This is a genomic window from Cyanobacteriota bacterium, from assembly GCA_025054735.1.
Classification (GTDB): Bacteria; Cyanobacteriota; Cyanobacteriia; order SKYG9; family SKYG9; genus SKYG9.
Map to the genome: position 1 here is coordinate 1 of JANWZG010000010.1, position 20038 is coordinate 20038.

Below are 20038 nucleotides of genomic sequence, written 5' to 3' on the forward strand. Positions count from 1 at the left end.
CATGGCAAGCCTCCGTTAGTACAGGTCAGTCAGCAGGATTGTATATAGCCTGAGCAAAATAGGATGGGCCTGAAACAGGTGATAGAGATCCCCTGTCTGATCATCCGTATTAATGGCATTAGCGTGGGTCAGTTTTTTCAGTAGTTCAAGATGACGATTCAACAAATGTTGGCGGTCTGGTGATGTAACTTGAGCACGGACGTAACCATCAGTGTCAGTTGCGCTCGTAAGGTTGACCAAGGGAGTTGGTGTTTTGGGTGGTTGAGGGGTTATAGAAGGTGATAGTCTGCGGATTCCTCTGGGTTTACTGGATGCATTCGCTGCCTTGAGGGGAATCTGAATCCAAAATTCTGCTCCTTCACCAGGGTGCGATCGACACTTCAGCAAACCACCATGCCGCTCCACAATGATTTGATGGCTGATAGCCATTCCTAAGCCAGTACCCTTGCCGACTTCCTTAGTGGTGAAGAATGGATCAAATAGCCGCTGCTTCACATCTTCCGTCATCCCTGGCCCATTATCAGCAATTCGGATGACCACAGATTTTGTCGATTCTGGCGGGCAGTCTTGGGTCTTAGCACCATGTTCGGGATAGGCATCAATCAGTTCAGTGTGGATAGTAATTTTGGGTTGCCAGGATACTGGTTGATCAGCAGGATGAGAGGCTAATGCTTGGTATTTAAGGGCTGAAAACTCGTCTAAGGCATCGATCGCGTTGACCAAAATGTTCATGAACACCTGATTAAGTTGCCCTGGATAGCATTCCACCAAGGGCAAGTTGCCATATTGCTTAACAACTTCAATGCCAGGATGGTGACCACGGGGCTTGAGTCGATTGTGCAGAATCATAAGTGTGCTGTCGAGGCCATCGTGAATGTCAACAGCTTTCATTTCGGCCTCATCTAAGCGGGAGAAGTTGCGCAGGGATTTCACAATTTCTAGGATGCGATCAGCTCCAACTTGCATCGATGTCAGCAACTGGGGTAAATCTTCCATCAAAAACTCTAGGTCGATCGCTTCTGAAAAAGCTTGCAAGTCTGGAGGCATCGGATCCAGTAGTTTGCGATAGCGCATCAACAGTTCCAATAAATCTTGCACGTAGCCGCTAGCATGAACCAGATTGCCGTAGATAAAGTTGACTGGGTTGTTGATTTCATGGGCTACGCCGGCCACTAGCTGCCCTAGGCTAGACATTTTTTCAGTTTGAATCAGTTGTGCCTGGGCATGTTGCAGGTCTATCAGCGCAGCGTGAAGTTGTTGCGCTTGGGTTTGGGCTGCATCGGCAGCGGCTAGAGCTTGTTGATGTAACAGTGCCTTTTCAATTGCCATCGCCGTCTGAGAGGCAAAGATACTCACTTGCTTCAGGTCTTCGGTAGAGTAAGGTGTAGCGTTAGTAGTAGCTATGACGATCGCCCCAGTTACTTGCTCTTCAGTAATTAGCGGCACACAGATGAGATTCTGAACAGCCCTATCACCTTCAAACGGACGAGGGTCTGTAGAGAGTTGATTCACAAGTTCCTCGCGTCCTGCCTGCACAATGTTGCCAATCAACCCCTCCCCTAGGCTAATGGCGGTCGGTAGCTGCAAATCTGCGCCCACTTGAGATAGCACCTCTAGTTGGCTAGTGCCAGCACGTCGCAACAACATAACACCGCTGGTGGCCTCGACCAACGTGTAGGCTTCCCGCAACACGAGTTGGGCAATCTCTTGCAAATCTAAGCTGGCAGTAAGCTTGGTCGAAATTTCATAAAAGAGGTCAAGCTCGTGATATTTCTCCAACAACTCATTGGCAAGTCCACGCTTTTCTAAGTCTTGTTTAGCTAAGTAAGTCAGCAACTTGGCTATATGTGCTGCTGGAGCAGTACCCTGAACATGACCGATCGTCACCGCCTCTACCACGACTGGAAAGCAGGAGGCGATCGCCTGCTTTGTCCCCTGATAAGAATCAGGTTGCCCCAGCCTCAGCAGACAGTCCCCCTTTATATCAACAACCTCAATATAGGCGTTGAAACTGCTGCCAATCTCGGTTAGTAATGCAGCTAGCTCTGGTTTTGCCAGTAATTTCTTTAGGTTGACTTGCACACTAAACCTCTACTTACACACCCATTGAACTATCAGATTACATTAGCCATGTTTTATAGACCCAATAGCTCACCAAACTGCATCAGACATTGCAATAACAATTCGGAATTACTGTGGACCACAAGTGGATCAACAAGATGTATAGACAATCGCAGATACCTCCACTAATCCTCGTGAATCGAAAGATTACAACGTCATGGTTCTAACGTTGGTCATGCATGTGCTGGTTGTCTGTATACAATGATTCCGGATGAAATACTTGAGCAAATTCACTGAACTCATCATCTGTCACCTCCGCCGCGGCAGGAAACCGAAGTCTATTGAAAACCAGCAACAAAAGTCTTCACTCTAGTCTTCACTCCAAGCCTCAATGGCAACTATGCTCTCACTGAATAACTAAATAGCTAATAAATGCAATGGCCAGTCTCTGTAATTCGTAGTCAAATCAGCCGATAATAGGGCGGTGACGAATGATGGACTGGATGTGGATAAGGTGACCCGTGTGGTAGGTTTGATTAGCGGTACATCGGTGGATGGCATTGATGCTGCACTGGTGGACATTGCAGGCAATGGGTTGGATTTGAACGTAACTCTCGTTGCAGGAGCAACCTACCCCTATCCAGAGGCGGTTCGATCGCAAATCTTAGCTGTCTGTGCTGGTCAGCCACTGTCTATGGTGGAACTAGCAGCATTGGATGACGCGATTGCCTACGAATTTGCCCAAGCTGCCCTTGCCATCCAAGCGGGCCACGCACCTGCATCTCTGATTGGTTCCCATGGCCAAACCGTCTATCATCGACCACCAGACAATGCTCCCCACAGCTCTATGCCCTTGGGCTATAGCCTACAACTGGGGCGTGGAGATGTAATCGCCCACTTGACGAAAACAACTACCATCAGCAATTTTCGGGTAGCTGACATTGCTGCCCAAGGACAGGGAGCACCCCTTGTCGCCCGTGTGGATGCTTGTCTACTAGGCCATGACACCCAAACACGTTGCGTACAAAACCTAGGTGGCATTGGTAACGTCACCTATCTGCCTGCACGCAACAGCAGTCCTAATTGGTTAGCCCAAGTCCGGGGATGGGATACAGGGCCGGGTAATGTTCTGATAGATCTTGCTGTGCAGCATTTTTCTGGCGGGCAGCGTCGCTATGACCAGGATGGAGCCTGGGCAGCCAGTGGAACAGTTTGCTCTGCGCTGGTGGAGCGATGGTTGCAACACCCATTTTTTCAACAGGCACCGCCAAAATCGACCGGACGAGAACTCTTCGGTCAAGACTACTTGATGCAATGTTTAGCTGATGCGAAAACCTATAACCTTAGCCCCGCAGACATATTGGCTAGCCTGACTGAATTGACTGTGGTTGCGATCGTCCACAGCTACCAGAGTTTTTTGCCTAAACAGCCAGATCAGGTGATATTGTGTGGAGGTGGAAGTTTAAATGGCTACCTACGAAAACGCTTACAAACTCTGGTAACCCCTATCTCGGTAGTAACGACGGATGATGTTGGCTTGAGTGCTGGGTCTAAGGAGGCAATTGCCTTTGCTGTCTTGGCCTACTGGCGGCAACACAACATGCCTGGTAACCTTCCCCAGGTAACAGGCGCTACTCAAGAGGTGTGCTTGGGTGATATTCACCCGGTCTATCCCAAAAAGAGATAATGTTCTAATTAGGGGTGAATGTGCGCAGATTGGCAATGCCCATGAACTTTCAGCTAGGGTAAAAACCTTATTAGTTCAGTGTTGGAGACGAAGAAAGGCGGGAGATAACTCTTGTGAGTCATACATTCTTGCTAGAACCCGGACGTTGGACACTACAGGGCAATTGGTTAGAGCGAGATGGTGCAGTGCTGGTTGTCAGGGGTGCTGCCATGGTTGCCTGGGGTCAAGACGATTGGTTCACGATGGTCATGAAGTTGGTTTTTCCCGATGCTGATCGCGATGACATCACATTTCAGTACCGAGGACGATTGAATGCTGGCGATCGCCAATATACCTTCATTTTGCAGCATAGTGAATTTGGCAAAGTGGAAGGAGAAGGCTGGATTGCTCCTGAGTCGATCGTGCAGCGATATTGGGTCTTGGGTGACCCCATGCGCCGCACTGGTTTTGAAACCATGTATCGTCTTGATCAAAACACCTACTACCTATCTAGTGGTGTCATGAGTCGAGATTTGATCAGCACGATGGAAGCAACCCTAAAGCGTTAGGACGATGAAGAGCGATCGTGTTAGCCTTGCCTCATAGGGTTATTTTGTCAAGCCGTTGTGTTCACCAGTCCCGAACTTTTTACTGCCTTACCGCCCCTAGACCCCAGCCAACCAGCCCTTAAGCTAGAGTCTGTACTACAAGAGTTGCCCCTGGATACCGTCGTTGTTGATGCAGCTTGCTCTAGCCTAGAGGTAGTGCGTTTGTTTGAGCGCCATCCACTACTCCCTGGTGTGCTTATCTACGAGCAGGGACAATTTTTAGGAATGCTATCTCGACGACGAGTCCATGAGTATCTCCTGCGTCCCCAAGCTGTGGATTTATTCTGGCACCAATCTATTGCCGTATTGCACAGCTATGCCCGTACAGAACTACTGATTCTAGATGGGGCAACATCAATTTTGGTAGCCGCTCAGCAGGCTTTGCGGCGATCGCGGGAATTGATCAGCGAACCGATTGTCGTCAAAGTCAATCAAGATTATCACCTGCTCAACATTCACGAGCTATACATTGCCTACTGGCAAATTCGCGGCATTGAAACTCAGGTGCGATACGAACGGGCACAAGTCCTTATGGTGCAGGCAGACAAAATGGCCAGCCTAGGCCGACTAGTTGATGGCTTAGTGCACGAACTGCTTGACCCAGTTAGCTTTATCTGGGGTAACCTCACTTTCTTGAGCACCTATGTCAATGACCTCATGCGGCTCTTCGCAGCCTACAATCGCTACGTAGAGGTCTTGCCTCCAGAGGTGGTTGCAGCCCAAGAAGAGATTGATATTCCCTTCATTCAACGTGACTTGCCCCGCACATTAGAGAGCATTAGCACGGGGGCAAAACGCCTAGCGAAACTAGCCACTAGTCTTCAAAACTTTTGCCACATGGATGACGTGTATCCAAAACCAGCCAATCTCCATGACTGCCTAGATGGCATCTTGTTGCTACTCAAAAGCCGCCTAACAACCACGATTCAAATTGTGCGTAACTATGGCAAGTTGCCACCAGTTCCCTGCTTTATTGGTGAAATTCATCACGTGTTCATGACTGTGCTCACCAACGCAGTGGATGCATTGCTTAGTCAAGCTGTGCGTCAACAGATGCTGCCTGCCCTGCCGCACGATCGCGGTGGCAGTTCTATACACCAAGCCACACCCCGCATTACGATTACCACCACAGTCCTATCTCAGCCTTCACAAAAGCCAACATCTGCTGATGACCGCTGGGCATCTGTGTGCATCCATGACAACGGCCCAGGCATACCCACTGACGTGTATGAGCGCTTGCTAGAATCCTTTGCTGTCGAACGGCGGGCTGCTAAGGAAACTAGCTTGGCCCGAAGCTACCAAATCATTACGGCTAAACATGGCGGCATGTTTTTGATTCGATCGCAGCCACATGCAGGTACTGAGGTCGAAATTCGCCTGCCCCTTTAAGGGGGAACTCTGAACAGCCCTGCTCAATCAGTCCTCTAAACAAGCAGCGATCGTTGCCACTACAGACTGACCTAGGGAAGAAAAGTCGTAGCCACCTTCTAACCCAAACAGAATGCGGCGCGTAACCTGAAGGCAATAGCGGGTAAACACACCATAGTTTTCTGGCACGAGGTTAATCCCAGCGAGGGGGTCGTCACGGTTCGCATCATAGCCCGCACTCACAATCAGTACATCTGGTTGCAAGGCTGTGAAAAACGGCACTATTTTGTCTCGAAACAGCGGCTCATAATCCCTCATACTGCTACCGGGGGGCATGGGCAAATTCAACACATTCCCAAATGCCCCCTGTTCGCTGGTTCGACCTGTGCCTGGATAGTTGGGAAACTCGTGTAGTGAGCAATAGGCAATTTGGGGATGGTTTTCTACTAGCGCCTGGGTGCCATTGCCATGGTGAACATCCCAGTCTAGAATGGCAACTCTTTGCACATTAGGTTGTTGAAGAGCGTAGTAGGCTGCGATCGCTGCATTAGCAAACAGACAAAAGCCCATTCCTCGATCGCTAAGGGCGTGGTGTCCAGGGGGACGCGCCAACACAAAGGCTGGTTGCTCAGTCTGCACAACGTGGTCAACACCATCTAACCAAGCACTCACTGCCAGCATGGCCACGTCATAGCTCTCAGCAGAAACAACCGTATCAGGATCTAGCCTGCCACCCCCGCTGTTAGCTAGTCGCTCTACAGAGGCAACATAGTCAGGATGGTGAAGAGTATGCAGCAGGGACATCAGGGTTGACTGGCGATCGGCCACTGGCGTTGGTTGCTGCCATGTAAGTCGCTGTCGCCAAGGTGCCGTTGCCAAAGCATCTACGATCGCCGTTAAGCGGCCCGGTCGTTCTGGGTGAAAGCGCCCAGTGTCGTGGTCAAGGAAGCGATCGGAATAGATGACACGAACCATAGAGACTCCTGCTTAAGAAAAGATGGCCATACCTCGCTGAACTGCTGGACGTTGCTGCAAAGTAGTGAACCATCGCCTTAGGTGAGGATAGTTCTCTAACGAGAGTTGCAGAAACTCATAGGTAGCTACCCAGGGATAGGTGGCCATGTCAGCAATGGAATATTCGCCAGCTAGGAACTCATGGGTGCTGAGTTGCCTATCCATCACGCCACAGAGACGGAGAGCCTCTTTTTCGTAGCGATGAATAGCATAGGGAATTGGTTCAGGTGCAAACCGCCGAAAGTGAGACAACTGGCCAAACATAGGGCCAACATTTGCCATTTGAAACATAAGCCACGATATAACCTGAATGCGACGTGCACGATCCACGGGTAGAAAGTAGCCTGTTTTCTCCGCTAGATAAATCAAGATTGCGCCTGACTCAAACACTGTAATGCCTGACTCTTGATCCACAATGGTCGGAATTTTGCTGTTGGGGCTGATGGCAACAAAGTCAGGATTAAACTGTTCACCCTTGGAAATATCCACCTTGTGGAGAGTATAGGGCAGACCAACTTCCTCTAGGAAAATTGCAGGCTTGCGACCGTTGGGAGTCGCAAAGGCATACAGGTCAATCATGCTGCTAAACCTCGTAAATATCAGGGCCGCCCATATCCAATGGTAAAAACATGGTCAAAACTTCACCTTGGTGTGGACGTTGCCGCACAATTAGCTTACCACCCAACGCTTGGAACAGATTTTTCGTCACGTCTAAGTTTAAACTCAAATTGCCAGTTTCTGGCTGGAACGTAAGTAGGCTGCCGATCGACTTCAGCGGTGTTTGCACTGCATTGTCACTCAAACGAGCAGCGTCTGATTCTAGCTGAAGCTTAAGCTGATTGCCCGCCAATGTTGCTACCACCCGAATATGACTGCCGTGGGGCAAACGTTGAGTAAACCGCTGTACCAAACTAGTCAGAACCTGATCTAACAATGCTGGGTTGCTCACCACATGGGGCATTCGCTGGGGTAGTGAGACCTCTAGTGTCAGGCTAGAGCGCTGTGCCTGCTGCTGCCAGCGGGGAATGCTCTGTTGCAAAACATGATCCAGTGATGTAGTAGCCAGGGGCATCAATGAGGATTTGCCCGGTGCTGTTTCTAGCTCTACTGCTTGAAAAATCAAGCCAAAGCGATCAATCTGCTCCGTACATTCCTGATCAATTGCCTGTAAGCTTTGCACCACTGCTTTGGGTAAATTCTTTTGCTTGAGGGCTAACCGTGTCAATGTGCGAATAGTTGCCAATGGTGTGCGCACCTCGTGGGCGATCGCCCGTAACAGTTCCACATCTGGATCACCCTCTAGGTGGTCAACCCCAAGGCGAGCAGATGAGGTGTCGGTTGCCTGACTGGCTTGATTCGTCACAGATGCGGCTATGGCATGGGGATGCTCTTGATGAGAGGGCACAGGCATAGGCAACTGTTGCAATATCAGGTGGCTAAACATGGTCACTAGCCGATAGTCCGGGGGCTGAGGAGCAAATTCATCCACCAAGGCATCCAATTCAGCACCACGACCTGCTGCCGTGGCTAGTACTCGCCATCGCAACGCTTGATAAACATCGTCCACTACCTGTGGGTCAAAGGAAAATTGAAACTGTGGAGCGCCTTGAGGCGTTGTCCCCAGCACCATAACCAGACTAAAGGTGCGCGTCAACACCACACAAAATTGCTCCCTAGCGAGGGGATCATCGGGGAGCAACGGCAAGCTCTGTACAGAGGGACTGGCGATCGCAACATCCACAGGTGGCAACTGCTTGAGACAGCGCTGCCCGATGGTGCCAACGTCTGGTGTAAATACCCAGGTACAAAACCGCTGGGTTAGCTCTGGAGCCTCTAACACAGGGGCATCGCCAGAGAGCACAACCCCCATAGGGGGCAATGACTTTGCAGTGTCCAACGATTTCTCTGAGTTAGTCACTAACCGTTGCAGCAGCGCATTCATTGCCGCGATCGCCCCAAACCACTCTCGCTCTGCTCGTAATCGCTGACGGTTCTGATCAGCAAACGACCACGACGATGCCACTGAGGATGTCACCATCCCAGGGGCAAACCACGTAGAGTCTTCATCTCTATGCAGCGCCAGAACTTGACTGATCGTCATCGGTACCATCACAATGTCACCCTACCCGACTGCGGCTCCATTCTTGCCAACGACAGCATTATGGCAGTTTCTGAGACTAGACTAACGACAACCAGATAATTCTTACTAGCTGTATAACCGAACCGACAGTCCCAAATCCGTTAGGGATACCTCACCAGAGATGGCGATTACCCCAATCATAGCCGCTGCACTAAAACTAAAGCTGCACTAAAACTAAAAGTGCGACTCCACCATAGTGTGATCAACCGTGTGATCAACCGTGTTGCAGCCAACCCTAACGATCAATCACTAGCAACTGCTCTTGGCGAGACTTCCAATGGTGCCCGGTCAACGATACTAGGCCTTGTCAGCACTGCACCTGATGAGTTCACAGTGCTACCTCACGGCTTCATCAAGGTTGATTGATCCGCGATAGCCCGTGACAATACGGGTACCATCCTTGAGGATATGAATCTCTAGTTGATCGCTAGCCCAAGTTAGACGATCGCGCAGGGCAGGATTAAACACATGCACCCGCTGATTGCTAGAGGAGACTAGCGAGTCAGGACTGTTGATGGCTAAGGATTCCACATAGGGGCCGTCAATCAGAATGTCCAATTGGTCAAGCAATAACTGCGCGCCAACAGGAGCATCATTAGACTGGAGTTGTCGCAGGGTGAATCCAGTAAAGGACATTACATTTAGTCCCTTTTCCTTGACGCGACGAGCTACCTCGGCAAGAGCAGTAGCCTGCCAGAAGGGTTCTCCCCCCGAAAAGGTCACTCCTTCATTCAGAGGTTCCGCCAAGATTTTTTCCACTACCTGGTCGATCGACCAAATTTGGTTAGGGTCAAAACTCCAAGAGCTAGGGTTAAAACAACCTGGACATTCCCGCAAACATCCCTGCACTCACACCACTGCCCGACATCCCGGCCCATTCACCTCCGATCGATCCACATAGCCCATAAGGTTGAGATGCCCCGGAGGAATGCTGACAACATCAACATCAGGTATCAACTCTCTAGACATAAGGTATTAACTCTCCAGACATAACGACTAACCTGCTTCCTAACGTTAAAGGATTTGATAAGCGGCCCCTGCTATTCGTAGACTTCTTATCATCTCTGTACAATTTCCTAGTTGTGCAGCGTTTGATTCACCTGACACTAATTCGCCAACAGCTAGCTACATAACCCTAGAGTTCTTAGTCAGTTCAGTCGCTGCTAAAGGCTATCAACACTACCTGTAGCCGTTAACTTAGGGAGCGTGGCGCTAGGTCAGAGTCTAAATCCAAAATCTTACTGACAAGATCACCACAATCGGTGGCAGTAGGCTACACTCAAGGCATCTATGGTAATACAGATTTGTTTACAGCCCAATAGTGGTGCGATAGCATGGGTAAACTGGTACCCTTGGTGACTTATAGCTGCTGTTAGTAACAGTTGTAAGTCTGTAACCATGGGCAGACTGCAAGCTAGTAGACAACATAGCCCCTATGATTGGTTGTAGTCTTGCTGATCATCAAGTTGTATAGCACAAACTGTTATGACCACTGCTGCCCCTGTTAAAACCCAGTACGAAGCTGTTATTGGCCTAGAAATTCACTGTCAACTGAGCACAGAGACCAAAATTTTCTCTGGCAGCGCTACGACCTTTGGTGCCACTCCCAATACTCAGATTGATCCCATCTGTTTGGGACTGCCGGGGGTGTTGCCTGTGCTGAACCAAAAGGTGTTGGAATATGCTGTAAAAATGGGATTGGCGCTGAATTGTGAAATTGCCAAGTTTAGTAAATTTGATCGCAAACAGTATTTCTATCCTGACCTGCCCAAGAACTACCAAATTTCTCAGTATGATTTGCCGATCGCTGAGCATGGTTGGCTAGAGATCACTATTCCCGACGCTGAGGGCAACCCGACACGCAAACGCATTGGCATCACTCGCCTACATATGGAAGAGGATGCAGGCAAGCTGGTGCATGGGGGCAGCGATCGGCTTTCTGGATCCACTTACTCCCTAGTGGACTATAACCGGGCTGGGGTGCCCCTAGTGGAAATTGTCTCCGAGCCAGATTTGCGCTCTGGCCAAGAAGCTGCCGAATATGCCCAGGAGTTACGTCGGATTGTGCGCTACCTGGGTGTAGGGGATGGCAACATGCAAGAAGGCTCCCTGCGATGCGATGTCAATGTATCCGTGCGACCCTTTGGGGAAACTAAGTTTGGCACGAAGGTGGAAATTAAAAACATGAACTCCTTCAACGCTATTCAACGGGCGATCGAGTATGAAATTGAGCGCCAAGTAGCAGCTATTGAAGCAGGGGAGCGCATTGTCCAAGAAACACGCCTGTGGGATGAAGCCTCCCAACGCACTGTCAGTATGCGCAGCAAGGAAGGAGCTAGCGATTATCGCTATTTTCCAGAACCAGACCTAGCTCCCATCGTTCTCACCGATGAGCAGATTCAAACTTGGCGAGATCAACTGCCAGAGTTGCCTGCGCAAAAGCGCGATCGCTATCAGTCTGAGTTGCAGCTATCAGCCTATGACGCAAGGGTGCTGACCGATGACCGTAGCACAGCGGAATATTTTGAGGCGACGATCGCTGCTGGTGCCCCAGCCAAGCAAGCTGCCAACTGGATCATGGGCGACATTGCCGCCTATCTAAACGCTGAGAAAAAATCCATTACTGAAATTCCTCTCCGTCCTGCTGATCTGGCGGAATTGATCACCCTGATTGAAGACAACACTATTAGCAGCAAGATTGCCAAAGACCTGTTGCCAGAGTTGTTAACCCAGGGAGGCTCCCCTAAGGCACTTGTGGAACAAAAGGGCTTGGTACAAATCTCTGACACCAGCATCCTAGAGGCAGCGATCGCCGAAGTATTAGCGGAAAATCCCGATGAGCTAGCCAAATATCGCGCTGGCAAGACGAAACTATTGGGCTTCTTTGTGGGCCAAGTGATGAAAAAAACGGGGGGACGTGCAGATCCTAAGCTTACTAACCAACTGCTGACTCAACGGTTAAACTCATGAACCTAGTGCTACCTAGCCTACTCGTGCCAGATCGAGCGCTGTCAGTAGCAGAACTGACGACGCGCATTCAGAATGTTTTAGAAGAGGACGAGCAATTTCAACAGGTATGGGTTACAGGTGAGGTTTCTAGCGCTAGTCGCTATCGGAGTGGGCTATTTTTTACCCTGCAAGATTTGGCGGAAAAGGCTACTATTAGCTGTGTTGTCTGGAGTAGTCAGCTCAACAAGCTGGTCACCCTGCCTTCCCAAGGGGAACAGATTGTCATCCTAGGGCGGCTTCATCTCCATGCCCAGCGGGGACAATATCAGCTAGTGGTATGGCAAGTGTTGCCTGCTGGCGAAGGGCTACGATCGCTGCAATACCGACAACTGCGCGATCGCCTAGAGGCTGAAGGCTTGTTTGATCCCCAACGCAAGCGTCCCCTGCCACCCCATCCCCAAGTCATTGCCGTGGTCACTTCCCCCCAAGCAGCCGCCTGGGGAGATATCCAGCGTACTCTCAAGCATCGCTACCCTGGTCTACGCATCCAGTTTTCCCCAGCCCTAGTGCAGGGAGATCAAGCCCCTGAGGCGATCGTGAATGCTATTCGCCGCGTTGAACAAGCTGGCAAAGCTGATGTGCTGATTCTGTCGCGGGGTGGTGGTGCCACCGAAGATATGGCCTGCTTCAACGATGAGCGGGTAGTACGGGCAGTCGCCAACTGTTCAATTCCCGTGATTTCTGGCATCGGACACCAGCGGGATGAATCCTTAGCAGACCTCGCTGCCGATGTTTGCGCCCATACTCCTACAGCAGCGGCTGAACAGGCCGTGCCTGCCCTTGCCGACCTCGACGATGACCACCAGGCTCGCGTGCAACGTCTCTACGATGCCGTCATCTACTACTGGCAGATGGCCCACGACCGCCTGCAACGATCGCGCGATCGCCTCAAACCCCGACTGTTAGAACTATACCTCCAGCGAGAACATCAAACCCACCAGCGCCTCAAGCACCAGTTAATTCACAGTGCGCAACAACAGGTGCAACGTCAACTCCAGCATTGCCACCTACTGCGGCAAAAACTCATTACCCTAGACCCTTACGCTGTCTTGCAACGGGGCTATGCCCTCGTTCAATACCTCGATGGTCACATTGCCCGTGCTGCGGATGAGTTGCAAGTGGGGCAACACCTCAACGTCCGGCTTGCCCAAGGCCAAGTACAGGTGCAAGTGACGGCAATTCTGGCACCTAATAGCCTAGATGAAGCCTTTCCTGTGGAAACTCGTTCCTGTTCCCTAGTCACTAAACCCCTAACCACCGATGACTGATGCCACCGATCGTCTCCCTGATGCCCAGTCTCCAGACTGGAACTATGAAGCCACTGTCGATGAAATTGAGGCCATTATCACCCAAATTGAATCAGGCGAACTGGACATTGCCGTCGTCTTCGATCGCTTCGCCACGGCTGTTCACTACCTACGACAGTGTGAAACGTTCCTAGCTGAACGCCGTCACCAGATGGACTTGCTAATCGAGACCCTTGCAGACTCAAGCTACCATTAGGGAATGCATGACTTAATCGTCCCTACTCTCGGTTTTGGTTATACAAGTTTTACTACTGTGTGATAATATGATTATATTGAATGGATAGATCAAGTTTGCGGAATGCCTTCCACACCTACAGAGCCAGCTAAGACCTCTGGCACTGGTCAAGCAACAGTAGCAGCAGCAAATGTGCCCAAAGTAATAAATACAGGGGCTACAAATGAGTGCGGCATCGCCAAGCTGACACCTGAAGCGTTAAGCCTGATGGCAAGTTTCTTCAAAGTTTTATCGGAAGTGAGTCGGCTCCAAATCATTTGTTCCCTGAAGACAGGAGCGAAGAATGTAACAGAGATTATTGAAGAAACCGAACTAGGACAAGCAAATGTTTCCAAGCATCTAAAGATGCTGACTCAAGCTGGAGTAGTTGCCCGTGAGCAACGTGGGGTCTGTGTTTACTATCACATTGCCACTCCACTCTTGTTTGAACTGTGCGACTTGGTTTGTGAGGCGTTGACAATGCAAGTTGAGCAGCAAAGCCAGCAACTTCAGCAGTGGTCACAGTTAAGACGGAGTTGTTAAGGATCGGCACGATCGCCAATGTCAACACACAACAAGCCGTTCAAGTACTAAGGAGACAGGTAACTACACCATTTCTCCAAAAGCCAGCCACATAACCTATCCTGGTCATTCCAGATTAAGAAGAGACAGTCAAGTCCCTCTCCCATGCTTTGGGGGAAGGCTTGGGGTAAGGGCAACTGTTGCCCTCTAAATTGCAGCAACTGTCACAAGGTCGGTAGAAGGTATGTCAACTTGAGGGGTAGCCAAGGGTTTGCCTCCAGCAATAGGTGGTATGTGTGAACCTTAATCATAGACGATCTTATCCGGGGTAATATTGTTCTGGTTTTGTCACAGTTCAATGGCTTGATTCCAAGCGATCGCTCTTGCACTACGATCTTGCACGAAGGAGGATAGACCCCTGACTACTCGCGTAATCCTTGTCAGACACGGTGAAAGCACCTACAACGTTGAACGTCGCATCCAGGGACACTGCGATGAATCTACCCTAACAGCAGCGGGGCGACTGGGTGCTCAGCAAGTCGGATCAGCCCTTGCTGGTATTGCCTTTGATGCCATTTATTCCAGCCCTCTTCAGCGGGCCAGAGACACGGCAGATCTAATCGTGGCCGAGCTACAGAAAGCGTCTCAACCTGTCCCCAAGGTTCAACTTACCGATGATTTGAAGGAAGTGAACCTGATGTTGTGGGAAGGAATGCTCTTTCGAGACGTGAAGGACAAGTACCCGGAAGACTATCGTCACTGGCAAGAGCAACCCCACTTGCTGCGGATGCAAATCTCCAATGAAGATGGCACAACCACAGAATTTGCCCCGTTTGATAGTCTATTTCAGCAGGCAAAACGCTTTTGGCAATGGCTATTAGCAAAGCACCTAGGACAGACCATTCTGGCTGTTGCCCACAGTGGCATCAATCGTGCCCTGATCAGCACGGCAGTGGGGTTGACCCCAGAAACATTTCAGGTTTTCCAAAAGGGTAACTGTTCCATCAGCATCCTTAACTTTATGGGTGGTTGGGGAGATGTAGTGCAGTTAGAGTCTCTCAATCAAACTGCTCATTTGGGGATCAAACTACCTGCACCCAAGACAGATCATCGAGGGCCGCGGTTATTGTTGGTGCGGCATGGTGAAACAGATTGGAACCGCCAAGGACGCTTTCAGGGTCAGATTGATGTGCCCCTCAATGAAACTGGGCGGCAGCAAGGTGCTAGAGTGGCGGAGTTTCTCAGGGATGTGCCGCTGCAACGGGCATTTACGAGTCCATTGTTGCGTCCTAAGGAAACAGCGGAGCTGATTCTTCAGTACCATCCTGGTGTGGCTTTGGAACTAGTTGATGATCTCAAGGAAATTAGCCATGGTCTGTGGGAAGGGAAGTTAGAGGTCGAGATTCGGCGAGACTATCCAGACTTGTTGCACCAGTGGCAAACGGTGCCTGAGACTGTACAAATGCCAGAGGGTGAAAATCTGCATCAAGTTTGGAAACGGGCGATCGCGGGCTGGCAGCACATAGTGCAGACTTGTGCCCAGTCAGAAACACCGGTTACTGCCCTAGTGGTTGCCCACGATGCGGTTAACAAAGCTATTCTCTGTAGTCTGTTTGGTCTAGGCCCTAGTAGCTTCTGGGCGTTTAAGCAAGGTAATGGGGGTGTTACAGTCGTGGACTATCCCAAGGGGGCAAATGCTCCACCAGTGTTGCAAACCATGAATATCACCAGCCATCTGTCAGGTGGCGTGTTAGATAAAACCGCAGCCGGGGCGCTCTAGACAGACAGTGACTAGCATTCTCTTGCAGCGGGCACGAGTCCTTGATCCCATGACACAGATGGATCAGGTGATAGATGTGTTGATTACCGATGGCACGATCGCTGCCCTTGCTCCTGTCATTGCCGACATGCCAGCAGATACCAACGTCTGTGATTGTCAAGGACTAGTATTGGCTCCAGGATTGGTGGACTGTTACAGCCATTCAGGAGAACCAGGATACGAGTCTAGAGAAACATTGGCTTCTCTAAAACGGGCAGCAATGGCAGGTGGCTTTACTCGTATAGCACTGCTGCCAGATACCCAACCTACGATCGACCAGCCAGCACTTGTAGCCCAGATTCAGCAGCAATGGCTGCAAATTCCACCCGCTCCTCCTGATCATGTCCCCTGGAGCACGACCCTGGCACAAAATCCCCGCCTGTTTTTATGGGGCGCATTGACTGTGAATGCGGCTGGGCAGCAAATGGCTGAGTTGGGAGAATTGGCCAAATCTGGGGTAATTGGCTTTGCTGATGGAGCGGCGATCGCCAATCTAGGCTTGGTGCAACGATTGTTAGAGTACGCCCAACCATGGGGAAAGCCGATAGCGCTCTATGCCTGCGACCATGCCCTTGCTAGAAATGGTGTGCTGCGCGAAGGGTTGGATGCCATCCAACTGGGTTTACCGATTGTGCCAGTCGCAGCAGAATCCGCAGCCCTAGCAGCTCTTTTGGAAGTCGTAGCATCTGTGAACATCCCTGTTCATATCATGCGGGTCAGTACGGCTCGGAGTGTAGATTTAATTGCGACTGCTAAAGCTAGAGGACTGCCGATTACCGCTAGCACAACCTGGATGCACCTGCTGTTAAATACCAAGGCAGCGTGGGGTTATGATCCTAACCTTCGTCTAGAACCACCACTGGGCACACCAGAAGATCAAACTGCCTTGGTGAAGGCTGTACAAACTGGAGTGATCGATGCGATCGCCATTGACCATACACCCTACACCTACGAAGAAAAGACGGTTGCATTTGCTGAGGCTCCCCCTGGAGCAATCGGACTCGAACTAGCGCTACCCTTACTCTGGCAAGCTTTCGTCGTTCCTAACCGTTGGACGGCGCTGGAACTGTGGCAAGCACTGAGCACAAGACCAGCCATCTGTCTAGGGCAAACCCCAGCAACGATCGCCCCCGGACACCCCGCTGAAGCCATCTTGTTTGATCCCCAGCAATCTTGGCAGGTGACGGCTACAACCTTGCAGTCCCTAGCGAGGAACACACCATGGTATGGACAAACCATGACCGGACGAGTGGTAATACCCTAGCGACGGTCGTGCAACTGGCGATATACCGCTTTAATGTCTACCTTGTGATGGGCAAGGGCAACCAGGGTATGGTAAAAGAGGTCAGCAACTTCAGCAGCGATCGCATCGGGATCATTGTCTTTGCAGGCCATTACCACTTCTGCTGCCTCTTCACCAATTTTTTTCAGAATTTTGTTATCCCCTCCAGCCAAGAGTTGGCAGGTGTAGGAAGTGGGAGTCGGATGCTCACGGCGATCGCAGATAACTTGAAAAACTTGAGAAAGAATATCAGCCGGAGGAGGCACAATCTGGCCATCCACCTGATGGAAGCAACTCCTTTCTCCAGTATGGCAGGCAACATTGCCTACTTGCTCCACAGTGATTAACAACGCATCACTATCACAGTCGTAGCGTAGGTTGTGAACCTTTTGTAGATGTCCTGATGTGGCCCCTTTATGCCATAACTCTTTGCGAGAGCGACTCCAGAACCAAGTTTCACCTGTTTCCAGGGTTTTTTGCAAGGATTCTCGATTCATCCATGCCATCATCAGCACTGTGCCATCCAAATAGTCTTGAACGATGGCAGGTACCAAGCCCTGATGATCGTAATGAATAGCATCAAGGGGAACAGCAGTCGTAAGCTCATTGACGTTTGGCATAGCAATCAAACCCAGAGGATATCCCTATCCTACGGCGACTAAGACATAGATGGACATAATGGCTAGCAATCCTTACACACGGGCTAAGGTCACCGCCTCTGCTTGGTCTTGGTATTTGCCCCGACGATCGTCATAGCTGACTGCACAGGGTTCACCCTCCAAAAACAGCAACTGCACTACGCCTTCATTGGCATAAATCCTGCAGTCAGCACTCGATGAGTTAGAAAACTCTAGCGTTAAGTGTCCCCGCCAAGATGCTTCACCTGGCGTAATGTTGGCAATAATCCCACAGCGAGCGTAGGTGCTCTTACCCATGCAAATCACAGTGATGTAATCAGGCAATGCTAAGTGCTCTAAGGCTACTCCTAGCCCATAGGAATGGGCAGGTAGGATGAAGTAACTGCCTGTGTCATCATGCTGAAGCTGGGTTGGCTCCAGATTGTCGGGATTAAAGCGCTTAGGATCGACCACAGTGCCGGGAATATGGCGAAAAATACGGAACTCTACAGGAGAGAGGCGCAAATCATAACCAAAGCTGCCTAGCCCGTAGGAAATAACTGGGACACCATCCACTTGCCGCACGAGCTGCGGCTCAAAGGGAGTGATCATGCCTTGGTAGGCTTGTTGCTTGATCCAAATATCGTTTTTAAGCATCGTTCTTGAGCATAGTATGACTTGAGCGTGGTGTGACTAAGGTTGGTGGCTACGACGCAGTTCTGTAATCTGGTCAGCAGCCTCCAGGAGTGCAGGTGGCATATCTGGCCCGGTGAGGATGACATCCACGTGGCGAGGCCGATCGCTTAGAAACAGCAAGACTTCTTCTTCGGCAATGAACCCAAAGTTGATGGCTAGGCTCAATTCATCAAGCACCACTAAGTCATACCTACCCTGAGATACCACAGTACGAGTATAGTTCCAAAGGTTTCTCAGAGATTGAACTTCAGCCTCTTCTAACTGGGGGGTGTCAATGCACCGGGGCAAATCAGCTCGGATCCAGTCTAGATGTTGCCCCAAGCGAATGGGATGGTCGTGCCCTTGGTTGATGCCACCTTTAAGAAATTGCACAACCAGCACCGGAGTGCCATGACCTGCAATAGTCAAAGCCTGTGCCATGACACTAGTGAAAAAGCTGCGGTGTGCAGCCGTAAACACTTGCACCAAGCCGTCAACCGCATAGGGCGATCGTTCGCCTGATGGCAACGTCAGTGATTCTACCGATGAAACCATAAGTGTGGAGCTAGGAGAAAGATAGTCTGAAGCATTGTAAGCCAGATTTCAACTCTTGACCTCATTAATTGCAATATGTAGGGGGATTTATGTGAATTTACTAGACCAGCACACTAAATCTGCCAAGGACACAGGAATCCAGTTTGTCTGTCGTTAGACCATAAACACTAGATTTTTGCCGCCCAATGCTATTCAAACCGCCAGTTACTAGCTGACCACTGTTGCAGATTGTAGGTACCACCACTGTAGACCAATAACCTTGGCGGGCGGCCATCTCCTAGGTCTGCGATCGTCACTAGCATTTGGTTTGCCTCAGTGGTCAGCTCACTGTACATCAATGCCCCTGTATCTGCGAAGATTAGAGTGCGTGAGCCTGCAAATACACTCCTGTTGGAGAGTGAACTGCGGTTTTTTGTTGCTGTGCGGGCAATAGCTTCGCCGTCCAATTTCAAAATCAATTCAGGTTTTTGGTTACCCGTGAGGTCTAACGTCTCTAGCTGCCAAGCTCCCAAATCTGTCCGACTTAGGACTTCCGCTAATGTCGGAGGTGAACTGGGTAAGAGTAGACCTGCCTGTTGCAAGTTACTCCATAGGCTTTGCATGAGTCGAGTTGCTTGAGGAGCATTTTGTTGGCCAAGGGTGGCTAGGCTGATAGTGCTAGGTTGTAGCCTCACGATCGCTTGGTGACTAAGGGCTAAGATTGGCAATGAGCTATCCAAACTCGCTATCTCTCCTGCTGCCAAAAGACGCACTTCACCACCACGCGCTCGCACAGCTCGCACTGTGACCGTAAGTGATTGTTGCTGACCACTTGTATTCAACACTGTCAGGGTAAGGTAGGGGTCGTTATCAAGCGCCATCAGATTCCACAGGGCGTTGGGATGGGATGGTAGGTTATCAATGGGTGATCGTCGCCATACGTTGCCATCATGAAAGCGGTTTACAGTCACCTCGTACCACTGCTGCCCAGGTTCTAAACTCGGCTGATTATTGCCATGGGGGATTGACCAACCTCTCAGGTCAACGTCACTAACCCGGATAGCCGTCCCAATAATGCGGCTGGGATAGTTGCTAGGTGGCAGAGAAGCAGTAGATGATGAACGGTCTGGAGTTGTTGTTGCCGACGACGGTGATGTGCTATCAGGGCTAGCGATCGCAGGAGATTTAGCCACTGGTTGGGG

The 20038-nt window shown here is 50.4% G+C and carries 17 protein-coding genes and 1 pseudogene; 9 read left to right on the forward strand and 9 right to left on the reverse strand.

Translation table 11 applies throughout. The annotated features are described in order from the left end of the window. Window positions 1-15: 15 nt before the first annotated feature. The gene (locus tag NZ772_01090) at window positions 16-2082 is read right to left on the reverse strand and encodes a GAF domain-containing sensor histidine kinase (protein MCS6812161.1); all 2067 of its coding nucleotides are present in this window, start codon (window positions 2080-2082) and stop codon (window positions 16-18) included. Window positions 2083-2575: 493 nt separating this feature from the next. On the opposite strand from NZ772_01090, the gene NZ772_01095 reads away from it, so the two are divergent. The 3 genes from NZ772_01095 to NZ772_01105 all read left to right on the forward strand — a co-directional run bounded on the left by NZ772_01095 (window position 2576) and on the right by NZ772_01105 (window position 5724). After that, the gene (locus tag NZ772_01095; protein ID MCS6812162.1) at window positions 2576-3748 is read left to right on the forward strand and encodes an anhydro-N-acetylmuramic acid kinase; all 1173 of its coding nucleotides are present in this window, start codon (window positions 2576-2578) and stop codon (window positions 3746-3748) included. Between the two features lie 113 nt (window positions 3749-3861). Continuing rightward, a complete protein-coding gene (locus NZ772_01100; protein ID MCS6812163.1) occupies window positions 3862-4296 on the forward strand; it encodes a hypothetical protein in 435 nt (144 codons plus the stop codon). Between the two features lie 57 nt (window positions 4297-4353). Then, window positions 4354-5724, forward strand: coding sequence for an ATP-binding protein (locus NZ772_01105; protein MCS6812164.1), 1371 nt, complete (start codon window positions 4354-4356; stop codon window positions 5722-5724). A gap of 27 nt (window positions 5725-5751) precedes the next feature. On the opposite strand, the gene NZ772_01110 is transcribed toward NZ772_01105, so the two are convergent. The 4 genes and pseudogenes from NZ772_01110 to NZ772_01125 form a co-directional block, all read right to left on the reverse strand. Continuing rightward, window positions 5752-6678, reverse strand: coding sequence for a histone deacetylase (locus tag NZ772_01110; GenBank protein MCS6812165.1), 927 nt, complete (start codon window positions 6676-6678; stop codon window positions 5752-5754). Between the two features lie 12 nt (window positions 6679-6690). Continuing rightward, window positions 6691-7296 carry a glutathione S-transferase N-terminal domain-containing protein gene (locus NZ772_01115; GenBank protein ID MCS6812166.1) on the reverse strand — a complete coding sequence of 202 codons (606 nt, stop codon included), beginning with the start codon at window positions 7294-7296 and terminating at the stop codon, window positions 6691-6693. A 4-nt stretch (window positions 7297-7300) separates the two neighbouring features. Beyond that, window positions 7301-8818 carry a HAMP domain-containing histidine kinase gene (locus NZ772_01120; protein MCS6812167.1) on the reverse strand — a complete coding sequence of 506 codons (1518 nt, stop codon included), beginning with the start codon at window positions 8816-8818 and terminating at the stop codon, window positions 7301-7303. 375 nt (window positions 8819-9193) lie between these two features. Beyond that, window positions 9194-9826 (reverse strand): annotated as a pseudogene (locus NZ772_01125) (radical SAM protein). Between the two features lie 516 nt (window positions 9827-10342). Here NZ772_01125 and gatB point away from each other — a divergent pair. The 6 genes from gatB (at window position 10343) to NZ772_01155 (ending at window position 16992) form a co-directional block, all read left to right on the forward strand. Beyond that, window positions 10343-11827, forward strand: a complete 1485-nt coding sequence (gene gatB / locus NZ772_01130) for an Asp-tRNA(Asn)/Glu-tRNA(Gln) amidotransferase subunit GatB (protein MCS6812168.1) — start codon at window positions 10343-10345, stop codon at window positions 11825-11827. Further along, window positions 11824-13134, forward strand: a complete 1311-nt coding sequence (xseA, locus tag NZ772_01135) for an exodeoxyribonuclease VII large subunit (protein MCS6812169.1) — start codon at window positions 11824-11826, stop codon at window positions 13132-13134. The genes gatB and xseA overlap by 4 nt, the downstream gene beginning before the upstream one ends. Continuing rightward, window positions 13127-13369, forward strand: coding sequence for an exodeoxyribonuclease VII small subunit (gene xseB / locus NZ772_01140; protein MCS6812170.1), 243 nt, complete (start codon window positions 13127-13129; stop codon window positions 13367-13369). The genes xseA and xseB overlap by 8 nt, the downstream gene beginning before the upstream one ends. A 102-nt stretch (window positions 13370-13471) precedes the next feature. After that, complete coding sequence (locus NZ772_01145; GenBank protein ID MCS6812171.1) at window positions 13472-13930, forward strand: metalloregulator ArsR/SmtB family transcription factor; 459 nt, start codon at window positions 13472-13474, stop codon at window positions 13928-13930. A gap of 397 nt (window positions 13931-14327) precedes the next feature. Continuing rightward, window positions 14328-15689 carry a histidine phosphatase family protein gene (locus tag NZ772_01150; GenBank protein MCS6812172.1) on the forward strand — a complete coding sequence of 454 codons (1362 nt, stop codon included), beginning with the start codon at window positions 14328-14330 and terminating at the stop codon, window positions 15687-15689. 7 nt (window positions 15690-15696) lie between these two features. Further along, window positions 15697-16992: a dihydroorotase gene (locus tag NZ772_01155; protein ID MCS6812173.1), complete on the forward strand. Its 1296-nt coding sequence runs from the start codon at window positions 15697-15699 to the stop codon at window positions 16990-16992. Here NZ772_01155 and hisIE read toward each other — a convergent pair. The 4 genes from hisIE to NZ772_01175 form a co-directional block, all read right to left on the reverse strand. Continuing rightward, complete coding sequence (gene hisIE, locus NZ772_01160; GenBank protein ID MCS6812174.1) at window positions 16989-17630, reverse strand: bifunctional phosphoribosyl-AMP cyclohydrolase/phosphoribosyl-ATP diphosphatase HisIE; 642 nt, start codon at window positions 17628-17630, stop codon at window positions 16989-16991. The genes NZ772_01155 and hisIE overlap by 4 nt on opposite strands. A gap of 72 nt (window positions 17631-17702) precedes the next feature. Beyond that, the gene (gene dcd / locus NZ772_01165; GenBank protein ID MCS6812175.1) at window positions 17703-18284 is read right to left on the reverse strand and encodes a dCTP deaminase; all 582 of its coding nucleotides are present in this window, start codon (window positions 18282-18284) and stop codon (window positions 17703-17705) included. Between the two features lie 36 nt (window positions 18285-18320). Next, window positions 18321-18857 (reverse strand): P-loop NTPase family protein, encoded by a 537-nt coding sequence (locus NZ772_01170; protein ID MCS6812176.1) that lies wholly within the window; start codon window positions 18855-18857, stop codon window positions 18321-18323. Between the two features lie 188 nt (window positions 18858-19045). Continuing rightward, on the reverse strand, window positions 19046-20038 hold a 993-nt coding region (locus tag NZ772_01175; protein ID MCS6812177.1), incomplete at its 5' end, for a hypothetical protein.